Raw genomic sequence first — 2,826 nt, 5'->3', positions numbered from 1 at the left:
TATCTTTTTCTTCTGACTTTGATAAATTTTCGAAATTCCGTAAAGGCTCTGCGACAATATCCATTACTCGTTTTCTCGGATTTAAGGAGGAATATGGATCTTGAAAAATCATTTGGATATCACGGCGATAATTATGAAAAGCTTTTCGGTTAAGTTTAGTCAAATCTTGTCCGGCAAATATGATTTCTCCAGAGGTAGCCTTATTCAATCCGATAAGGGTACGTCCAGTAGTTGTTTTCCCACATCCGGATTCTCCAACTAATCCATATGTTTCCCCTTCTTTTAATTCGAAGCTAATATCATCTACCGCTCTTACATGGTCAATAACTCTACGAAAAAAACCGCCTCTTATTGGATAATAGACTTTTAAATTATTTACTTTAAGAAATGTCATAGTTAATTTCTCCTATGTCGCTTTGCGGAAATTCAAAGTTTTTATAACATGTACAGCGTACAAAATGATTAGGTTCTACTTCACGCAAAACTGGATTTTCCTCATGTTCATGATCAGGCACCCAATTAATACGGCCTTTAAAGCGGCATCCTTTTCTTGGCAATTTTTGCAGAGATGGTACAATTCCTTGAATTACATGTAATCTGCCTTTTGCAGTATTAGTGGATGGAATCGAATTTAATAACGATCTTGTATATGGATGCAAAGGGTTCTTAAATAATGTATTAACATCCGCTAATTCCACAATTTCCCCTGCATACATAACTGCCACTTTGTCTGCCATTTCTGCAACAACTCCAAGGTCATGGGTGATAAGAATAATTCCTGTCTTCATTTGTTTTTGCAGATCTTTCAATAAATCCATTATTTGGGCTTGTATAGTTACATCTAATGCGGTGGTTGGTTCATCCGCAATGACAAGTGATGGTTCACATGATATCGCTATGGCTATAACAACCCGTTGGCGCATACCACCCGATAATTCGTGGGGATATTGTTTGTATGTTCGTTCTGGATTCGGAATACCTACCTTTTTCAATAGTTCAAGTGTTTTAGCCTTAATTTCCGATCCGGAAAGCTTTGTATGATAGTTCATACTTTCTTCAATCTGTTTTCCACAAGTCATTAAAGGATTAAGGGCAGTAAGTGGATCTTGAAAAATCATGCCAATATCCTTGCCACGAATTTTATTCATTTCCCCTGTAGAAAGCGACAGAAGATTACGTCCGTTGAAATTTACATTGCCATCTAATTTTGTTCGATCTAATGGGTGCAAGCCCATAACCGATAGGGCTAATGCACTTTTCCCACACCCGGACTCCCCTACAATTGCAACCACTTCATTCTCATTGACCGTTAATGTAACGTCATCTACTGCGGCATAATAATCATCTTGTATACGAAATGAAGTACGTAGGTTCTGTAATTGCAAAAGTGGTTGATTCTCCAATATAAATCCCCCTTAACAAAGAAACCTTGATGTCAAATTTTAAAATTTCATTAAAATTCGGTTAAATTCACTAACCAAATTATAGATTGATATATTTGAATAGTCAATATAGTTTTTTTATTTATATAATTTCTAAATTAAACTTATTTACCAATCCTTATTACCTATACGTTATATAGACCTTTGACCAATGATATTTAATAAATTTTATTTTATAGGACTTTACTCTCAAATAATTTTAATTTTCTATAAGTACTTTGTTATTCTAGTATTCTTTATAACGCACCCCCGATGAGTATTACTGTATAAATAACCCATATCCATACAAAAAAAAGAAGACCCCATAGGGATCTTCCTTGCCTTATAAATTATTCAACATCTGGAGTATTGCTGGATACACCAACATTCATCCAAACATGTTGAGCTGCCGGATCAACTGTATATCCTGTTACACGATTGTTAACTGCAGTGATTACAGAACGGAATAGTGTAGGAATTACAGGCATTTCGTCATTCATATATTTTTGCCATTCTTTATATACATTTTGGCGGTAGTCGTGATCAAAAGCTTTTACGGAATGACCGTCAGCTAATAATTGATCATTTTTCTCACTTACAAAGTGAGAGTAGTTAAATGGAACATCTCTTCCGTATAATCCGTATGGATCCACGTCTGTACCAGTTCCCCAAGCACCTGCAAAAATGTCAACTTTTGGATCATCATTTTGCACCATTTTGTAGAATGAGTTAAATTCTGCTAAACGTCCATCTACAAGCTGAACATCTAGACCTACGTTTTTCCAGCATTGAATGTAGAACTTCGCAAGCGGTTCAGCAGTGTCTCCGCCACTCATAGATAAGAAATTGATAGTAAATTTCTTGCCATTTGGATCTTCACGAAGACCATCACCATCTTTATCTTTATAACCTGCTTCATCTAATAATTTCTTCGCTTTAGCTGGGTCATATCCTACAGGATCAGTATCTTTACTGTACCAGCTAGCGAATGATGGTGGAATTAAACCAGTAGCTGGGAAACGTAAACCATTGTAAATCTTATCTCCAACAGATTTTTCATCAAGGGCATATGCCATTGCTTGACGTAAACGCTTGTCGGAAAACTTAGGGTTATCCATTACGTTAACACCTTTTTTCGCATCCCAATGTCCTAATTTGAATCCGATATAGCTATAAGCTAAATCCACTTTACCAACAAATTGGAAGTTTTTGGAACCCTTAGCAGCTGGATATTGATCTGTAGGGAATTCAGCTACATCAACATCACCTTTTTTAAGGGACTGTAAAATTACTTTAGGGTTTACAACTTTTAATACTAAGGTTTTTAATTTAGGCTTTCCAGCATAATAGTCATCGTTTCGTTCAAACTCTACAGATTCTCCTGGAACAATCTTTTTAATTTTGA

At 35.7% G+C, this 2,826-nt stretch carries 3 protein-coding genes; all 3 read right to left on the bottom strand.

The window, feature by feature from the left end; genetic code table 11:
• A partial coding sequence (locus CWO92_RS24810; protein ID WP_133120619.1) for an ATP-binding cassette domain-containing protein occupies positions 1 to 394 on the bottom strand: 394 nt, incomplete at its 3' end.
• Positions 381 to 1,403 carry an ABC transporter ATP-binding protein gene (locus tag CWO92_RS24805; RefSeq protein WP_101356840.1) on the bottom strand — a complete coding sequence of 341 codons (1,023 nt, stop codon included), beginning with the start codon at positions 1,401 to 1,403 and terminating at the stop codon, positions 381 to 383. The genes CWO92_RS24805 and CWO92_RS24810, both read right to left, overlap by 14 nt.
• Positions 1,404 to 1,771: 368 nt before the next feature.
• On the bottom strand, positions 1,772 to 2,826 hold a 1,055-nt coding region (locus tag CWO92_RS24800; protein WP_235851677.1), incomplete at its 5' end, for an ABC transporter substrate-binding protein.

This window comes from Heyndrickxia camelliae (assembly GCF_002844575.1).
GTDB lineage: Bacteria > Bacillota > Bacilli > Bacillales > Bacillaceae_C > Margalitia > Margalitia camelliae.
This window is presented reverse-complemented; position numbering and strand designations above follow the sequence as displayed.